11 protein-coding genes are annotated in these 7,210 nt (G+C 35.1%); 2 read left to right on the top strand and 9 right to left on the bottom strand.

What is annotated here, in order from left to right; all coding sequences use genetic code 11:
* Positions 1-13: 13 nt before the first annotated feature.
* Positions 14-271 (bottom strand): PapB/FocB family fimbrial expression transcriptional regulator, encoded by a 258-nt coding sequence (locus CJF42_RS24235; protein ID WP_095369099.1) that lies wholly within the window; start codon positions 269-271, stop codon positions 14-16.
* Positions 272-590: 319 nt separating this feature from the next.
* Between CJF42_RS24235 and CJF42_RS24240 the strand changes: the two genes are divergently transcribed.
* Positions 591-845: an ogr/Delta-like zinc finger family protein gene (locus CJF42_RS24240; protein WP_095369100.1), complete on the top strand. Its 255-nt coding sequence runs from the start codon at positions 591-593 to the stop codon at positions 843-845.
* A 2-nt stretch (positions 846-847) separates the two neighbouring features.
* Here CJF42_RS24240 and CJF42_RS24245 read toward each other — a convergent pair whose 3' ends face one another.
* The 7 genes from CJF42_RS24245 to CJF42_RS24275 form a co-directional block, all read right to left on the bottom strand.
* Complete coding sequence (locus CJF42_RS24245) at positions 848-3,262, bottom strand: replication endonuclease (protein ID WP_095369101.1); 2,415 nt, start codon at positions 3,260-3,262, stop codon at positions 848-850.
* A 3-nt stretch (positions 3,263-3,265) separates the two neighbouring features.
* A complete protein-coding gene (locus CJF42_RS24250; protein ID WP_095369102.1) occupies positions 3,266-3,523 on the bottom strand; it encodes a hypothetical protein in 258 nt (85 codons plus the stop codon).
* Complete coding sequence (locus tag CJF42_RS24255; RefSeq protein ID WP_095369103.1) at positions 3,520-3,804, bottom strand: hypothetical protein; 285 nt, start codon at positions 3,802-3,804, stop codon at positions 3,520-3,522. Before CJF42_RS24255 ends, CJF42_RS24250 begins: the two co-directional genes overlap by 4 nt.
* Positions 3,801-4,058, bottom strand: a complete 258-nt coding sequence (locus CJF42_RS24260; protein ID WP_095369104.1) for a hypothetical protein — start codon at positions 4,056-4,058, stop codon at positions 3,801-3,803. The genes CJF42_RS24255 and CJF42_RS24260 overlap by 4 nt, the downstream gene beginning before the upstream one ends.
* Positions 4,059-4,070: 12 nt before the next feature.
* The gene (locus tag CJF42_RS24265; RefSeq protein ID WP_095369105.1) at positions 4,071-4,643 is read right to left on the bottom strand and encodes an SAM-dependent methyltransferase; all 573 of its coding nucleotides are present in this window, start codon (positions 4,641-4,643) and stop codon (positions 4,071-4,073) included.
* Between the two features lie 65 nt (positions 4,644-4,708).
* Positions 4,709-5,152, bottom strand: a complete 444-nt coding sequence (locus tag CJF42_RS24270; protein WP_095369106.1) for a hypothetical protein — start codon at positions 5,150-5,152, stop codon at positions 4,709-4,711.
* Between the two features lie 41 nt (positions 5,153-5,193).
* Positions 5,194-5,481 (bottom strand): helix-turn-helix transcriptional regulator, encoded by a 288-nt coding sequence (locus tag CJF42_RS24275; protein ID WP_095369107.1) that lies wholly within the window; start codon positions 5,479-5,481, stop codon positions 5,194-5,196.
* Between the two features lie 178 nt (positions 5,482-5,659).
* On the opposite strand from CJF42_RS24275, the gene CJF42_RS24280 reads away from it, so the two are divergent.
* On the top strand, positions 5,660-6,139 hold the full coding sequence (locus CJF42_RS24280) for a helix-turn-helix domain-containing protein (protein ID WP_095369108.1): 480 nt from the start codon (positions 5,660-5,662) through the stop codon (positions 6,137-6,139).
* Between the two features lie 151 nt (positions 6,140-6,290).
* Here CJF42_RS24280 and CJF42_RS24285 read toward each other — a convergent pair whose 3' ends face one another.
* The gene (locus CJF42_RS24285; RefSeq protein WP_095369109.1) at positions 6,291-6,686 is read right to left on the bottom strand and encodes a GFA family protein; all 396 of its coding nucleotides are present in this window, start codon (positions 6,684-6,686) and stop codon (positions 6,291-6,293) included.
* Between the last annotated feature and the right edge of the window lie 524 nt (positions 6,687-7,210).

Raw genomic sequence — 7,210 nt, forward strand, 5'->3', positions numbered from 1 at the left:
TGACCAGACTTAGTTATTTTGATTCATTTATCTTTAACCAATCTAATTCTTTAATATTTTCGACTATACCAGCTATATTATTCAAACGCTGAAATGCCCTATTAAAATTTTGCTGTGGTATTTCATTATAAACAGCTGCATCAATTTTATTCATACCTTTTACCAGGTGATCACTTAATGCTTGTTTAACAGGTTCGCTACTTACTTTGGTTAATTGCATCAGCAAATTAAACTTTTCTTCTGACATTAAACCTTTCGCTAGATAATTCATATAATAAACATCACTTAACTGATTATAAATAAATATTATAGCGTTTTAGCTATACAAGCCAGTTATTTGATCTTTTTTGTCAATTAATGTCACAATTTTGACATTGCGATCCTTTTCAACAACTAAAGAGATCTTTATTTTATAAGGGTTTAGCTAATATTCAATGTCACTGAGTATGTCAAAAATTCACATTTTTTTTATGAAAGCGGCAGGCGAAGAGGAGTGAATTTTTAAGGTAGATGGATGTATCTGTGCGTAGTTGCCATTAATTTACCACTGTATATAATTACAGTTATTATTTTTAGTTACTGGTGATTGTATGGCTCGTGTAAATTGTCCTAATTGTGAAGCAAAAGCGGTAGTAACATCGCGTGAAGTACAAAGTACACATGCGTCACATTTATATTGTTCGTGTACCAACTCTAAAGAATGCGGTGCAACATTTAGAGTGACATTAGGGTTTGATCACTACATGAACCCACCACTAATAACCACTGCACAAATGGCCGCAGCTTTATTAAAAAATCTACCTCGAGAACAACAACTAGAATTATTAGATATGAATCAATTGTAGAACTAAGCAGCTAACCAGAAGTCTTGTTCTATTTGGTCAGTCAATGAGGCTTCACCATTCAATACCAACATTGCTAAATCTCTATCACCAATAATGTCAGCTTGCCCTTTAACTTTTATTGTTGGTGATATTTTTTCGCGGCCATCAATATTGGCATAGCTATAACTCAACTCGACTAGCTCTTTAGCTTGGGCCCAATCATCTGAATTCATCATGTAAATAGAAAAGCCGGACCTTCTCCACTTATTATTTAATGAAAATTTATCAATCTTATCTTTTTCATGATATTTAAATGTCATTATCCTCGGGGGAATTGCTTTTAACGCATTCATTTGGGCTGTCCATTCAATATCTAAGCGTTTTTCTTCATCAATTAAGGTCTTACCTTCTAAAATGGTCAATTCTCCATTAACGACCTTTACAATTACATCTTCAAAAATGATCTTTTTACCTTGTTTTAGATCTTTAATCTGTTCAGTGTTAAAACCTAGCTTAATTAGCTTTAACTCGTCGCTAGGGCCTGAAGCGCCTAGCGTACAGTTATTACCACAAGTCCAAGAGGGGTGAGCTGCGCTCACAAAAGACTGGCCTTCACTACTTAATTTCTCAGCCGTCCCTTTTATTTGTTTGGTCCAACTCGTTAGGCGAGTTAATAAACAGTTGCTTGTTACTTCATCAATAACACCTTTTACACGTTTAACCACTTCACCGTAGTCATTACCAAAAGGTGTCACTTCATGAAATAACTTAAAACGAGAATTTCTACCAATGCACATACCACCCATTAATTTTACAAAATTAATCCAACTACCTTCATCAGCAGCTTTACGAACTTGCTCTAATTCTTCATGTTCAATTGCTTTACGTTGGCGGCGTAACTCTCTGTAAATTGTCACGGCTGGCGAGCCTTGAAATTGAAATTGACGAATACCCCAAGTACTTGCCCAAGCTAAAACAGGGTTAACAGCCTTTTGTAAATTTTCGCCCGTTTCTTCATCCAAATCAGCTTTTAAACTAAAGCCATCAATATTTTTAGAAATGTACTTTGCCAGGTAACTTGCAGCACCACCTAACTTAGGATCAATAACAACAGGGGTAAACCGAGGGCTTGAAGGAAAGTAAGATTTATGAGGTTCTTTAGCGTGAAAGTTCTTATTTTTTTTAAGACCATTCTTTTTCTTTAAACCCCAAGCTTTACGTAATTTTCTATATGCAGCTTTATAGTTGCGGCGTTCTTTAAAGCGGTTTACAAGTTCGGCTCTATCCTCTTTACAAAAATAACGGCGTAATAAATGATTTACCCGATACATAGCGCTTTTAGGCATAAACAAAACCATATGCCAATGTGGGCAACCGTCTTGATGCGGTTCAGCAACACGCATACCAAAGTAAGGAATGCCCAATCTATTTAGTTTTGCTCTAGCTTGTGACCACGTTTTAGTTAAATAAGCTTGTGCCTCTTTAGGTGTTTGACCTCCCCAATTATTAGAATTTGCATGATACTTACTTGGGCAAGTCATAGTATAAAACACACCAACATAACCCATTTCAGTTGCGAGTTCTTCGGTTTCTCTTAGGCGTAACATTAATTCATTTCTACGATTTACAGGGTTTGCTAAACCAGCTTCAACCGCTTTCATTAAATCAATGACATCACCCTGATCATTTACCAATTCAAGCATTTCTAAATAAGCGCGACCACTGGCTTGTTGTTGATTAAACTCACCAATAGCTTGTTTAGAACAATACGGGCTTATACCCTTTCTAAAAGCCTTACCTGTTTTTTTATTGCGAAATAAATCACGGCTAACTTGCCCCGTTGCTATCTCTAATAATTCTAAATAGCGAATACGTACTTTTTTAAGTTTTGTAGCCCACCATTTTTCTTTTTGAAGTCGTAATAAAGAGGATTCTAAATGTAAATCAGTTACTAGGTGGCGGTTTTTCCAATGCTCTGGCACCACGCCAAACTGCAAAGCAAATTCACCTACCTTTTCAAATAGCGCATGTAAATCTCTATCATCTTGGGGTTGTTCATCTGCAATATCAATCATGATCTGCATGGCTTGCATAGCCAATACGCTACCATGCTTTTTGGTTTTGTCTTTATTACTTAAAATATACCATGGCAATGGCATATTTTGAGTAATACTGAATAACACGGCAAATCGAGGTTTTAACTTTTCAATCGACTTTCTAAACCATTCGTTTGCTTTAAAGCTCTTTTTTGCTGATTTTTTTGTTACATCAATCATATCAACATAACGTTTAGCAAAACGGTTTTGCAAAGGAATAGGTAATTTAGCTAAGCCCTTTGCGACAAAATTATAATTATCTACATTGTCAATTGCGTTAATAACACCACTGGCCGTTGTAGATAAATTTAACGTTGTAATATCAATACGAAAATGCGGCATTAATTAAGCTGCTTTTACTTCAGGTAATAACTCAACATCTTTACCCGTTTGCACACAATCTAAAGCTTTGTTTAAATTATCTAAAACATTTTTAGCTTCATCACTATGTTTTGCTGCCATTTGTGCAAACGGTACCAGGTTAGTTAATGTATCTTCTGCGTAAATTAAAAAACCTGTAGTAGCGCGTTTATTTAAAAAAGTAATCGCTTCATTAGCCGTTATAACAACTTCGTTTATTATTTCTTGTGTTAAGTTTTTCATGATATTTCCTTATATTTAAATTCTTCTGTGAAGTCATATTTATTTTCATTAATTTGTTGTATCTGCTTTTCAAACATTTTGAACCTGAAAGAATTATGGCCACATATCTTTGATTCGATTGCTTGTAAACGTTTAGCTAAAGCCTTATCACTACAAAGGTTTGCATTTACTTGGGCTTGTTCTCTAGCTGCAAACGCGCGACTTAATATTTTTCTTGCTAACTCAAGCTGCTTTTGTGATTCAATTACTTGTTTTGCTAACTGCTTATCGTGACTGTTCATATTCGGAACTCCTTGTACCCATCTCTGATTAGCCTTTCATTAAAAACATATTTATTAAAATTCTTTTTATGCTTCTCAAGAATGGGAAAGGCATAGCGATTCTCTAAACACTTGCCTTCTATTTTTAGTTGTTCTCCACCAATTCTTTTTAGCTGTTCAAGTAAATCATCAGATTTAAGATAAATAGCTTCTTTCTCTTTACCTAATTTCCTAAGCTTGTTTAAAAGTAAGCGTTTATTTAATGGGTCATTCATAGTTAAATCCTTTTAAATAATTGAGATATGTGAAAGGCCGACATAGCCTCTTTGAAAAACAAAATGAGCGTATTCAACAGAATCTTTAGCGCTAGGTTTTTCAGGATCAAAACCAGCTCTTTTGTGGTGAACGTAAACATGTTTTAGTGGGGCATTTTCCCAAAATGATTTACGCTTTTTACTGCCTAACCAATTTAAGCGTTGCAACATCACAATATGGCCATTAGTGGAAACGTCTTTAAATGCTTTTTCTGCAATTTCAGCAGAACAATTAAAAGGTGGGTTTGTAATAATTAATTTATATATTGGCGCGAGCTGTGGCTCAAGATAATCTAGAATAAAATTAGCTCTTGAATCATTTCTGATATCTAACGTTTCAACATGTTTAAAACCATGTTGTTGTAAAACAGTTGGGTAACTCATTTCATACTTATCACAACCACCGGCACAAGGATCCAAAACGAAAGCATCCTTATCTTGTGGGTAATCTGCATTGAAATGCTCTATAAATTCATCAACCATCCATTGAGGTGTAACGTAATAATCATCATTATTTCTTTGTTTTCCGCGCGCAGTAGAGCTCATACCAAAATCCTTGCTTTAGTAAGTAGTAAAAAGTTTTAAAAAATTAAGTGGTGCTTTAAGGTGTGTTAATGTGGTTCTAAATTGTGATTTGTCAGTAAATAATCAGTATTAATGTGGTGTGTATCATCGTAGATAGCCGTTGGCTTACCTGCTGTAAACTTTGCCATTTGTAATACATTGGCATCAGCAAATTTACTTTTAATAGCCCCTAATTCAACCAGCGCCTTTTGAATTTTAATACACTGATCACTTGTAAATTCATCAAAACGTTTATTACTATCTTTAGCTGTAAAACCACCTGATTGGTGCGCAGCATAAATAACAATATTGCGCTGTGTTTGCGATAAGCTATTAAAAATAAACTCAGGTGTAATACGGTTTTTAAGTTTGCCTTTGGCCGCCAAATAACAATCGGGTAATTGACGTTTACCAGGTACTAACTTTAATTTACTGACAGGTTCATCATTATGTAATTTGGTTTTATTTAATTTAACTGCTGTACTAACCATTTTAATCACTCCGTTTTATTACTCAGTGCTAAAAATAAAAGTTAAGCCACTTTCCTTGCTAATGCTTGGTCTTTTAATTGTTCGCCATACACAATATAAAAGTTTTCAGCACCCAGTTTTTTCCATTCTTCAATGTCAGACTCTAACCAACCGACTCTGGCTTCTGAAATACGAATACTTGGCGGAAACTTAAATTTATTTTTTAATCGATACAAATTTACACGCGACATGCCACATATTTCCGCGACCTCTTTAGGTCTAATAATACGGTCACGTAATTGTATTTCTTCACCTTTAATATTTGTTCTATATAAGTTATTTGTATTCATGATTGTGTCCTTTTTAATCTTCATAGCCTTAAGAGAGTTCCGTATTAGGATTCTTTTGTGCTAATATCTAATTGATTTGTATGTTTTTAAGAGCAAAAACCCATTTAAAACTTAGCTCTCACCGCTAAGGGGTTATTTGTAACTCCAATAACTGTATTTTAGGATCGGAATTGACTCCATGTCAAATGAATTTTATGAAAAATTGAAATTAGTTCGTACTGCGATTGGGTTAAGTCAAAACAAATTTTCCTTACTTGTTGATATACCTCTAGCTTCATATAAAAAATATGAAGTAGGCGATAGAGAAATTAGTTTCACTGCTTTAACTAAAATCACCTCTCACCCTAAATGTTCAAAATATGCATTATGGCTCATTACAGGTTCGACTAACCCGGCATCAGGGCAAATTGCACCAGGCGATAAATCACCAGAAGAAGTACAAGAACAACAAGTATTAAGCGATAAAGAATACGAGTCTAAATTTACTGAAACAGTAATAGACTCATTATTGTTGTTTTGTCATTTAGATTGGTTTGCACCAAATAAAGAAAAAGTTAATTTTGATGATTGTGGAAAAGTAATTTTTAAAGATTTACGTCCAGTAATAGAACAAAGATTTAAAAGCACCGCTTTAAATAAACAAATTAAAAGTGCATAAAAAAGCCCGCTAATTAGCGGGCTTTTTTGTACCTAACTGAACAAGTCTTAACTGAAATGCCTGATTCGATTAACACAATTCAATCAAATCTAACAGTCGTATATGTGCCAGAAGCGGACGGTGGTAACGAGCCTGTTAATTGGTGAGAAAACTATCGGTCCGCAGGGTGGTTAACACCATCATTAGTAACAACGTCACCTAAATCAAAAGGGTTTACGCCTTGTAAACACCCAACGTTAAAACCGTACTCGGTTGGCTCTGAGCGTCGTTGATGATGAGTATAGATGCCACAGTTTGAACAAAAATAATGCTTCGCTTCGAGGGTGTTGAATTGATAGAGCTTAATAAATTCTTGCCCTTTTACTACGCGAATTCCATCCAATTTTACAGACGCAACAATTGCACCTTTTCGTCGACATATAGAACAATCACAACGTCTTGGTTTTTCAATACCATTGGGTAGGTGTAGCTCTAGTTCGATAGAGCCACAGTGACATTTTGCAATATGATGAGTTTTAATTGTAGTGTTACCAACTTCCTTGAACATAAATACTCCCTAGTTTTCTAACATGTTTATAGCGAGCGAATTGCGCGTTTTTCTACCACATCGTCGCTCGTTTTTCTGAATGACTCATTTGTAACAAACTTCTTAACTAATTGCCAATACTACTAAAATGGAGTCGTTCTATCTTTTGTCTCAGGACAAAAACGAACGATTGGGTCGTTTTCCTGACTATGCAAGCGATATACATTGACGAAATAGAAAAGTAATTGTGAACGGCCGTTGTTCGCTCTTTGCCGAAATTCGGCTACGTGCCAAAAGCGGACCTTAATGCGTAACTCGTTTCTGCCCCATTACGAGCTAGAAACTAATGTTTGTAGCCTGTCTTAAGCGGACCTTGGGGAACTCGTTTTTGCTCCAAAAATATAGGAATCTAGCTAGTTAACAAAGACTGCATTTCAAAAATTCATAAGGAGACTGAAGACCACATGTAAATCGGTTTTGACTAGTGCAGCTTTAAAATTTAAGATGAAAAAATGTAGAGGCCATGTAAAAGACGTGGCGAATTA

Source organism: Pseudoalteromonas sp. NBT06-2, from assembly GCF_002276045.1.
In the GTDB taxonomy this organism is placed as follows: Bacteria; Pseudomonadota; Gammaproteobacteria; order Enterobacterales; family Alteromonadaceae; genus Pseudoalteromonas.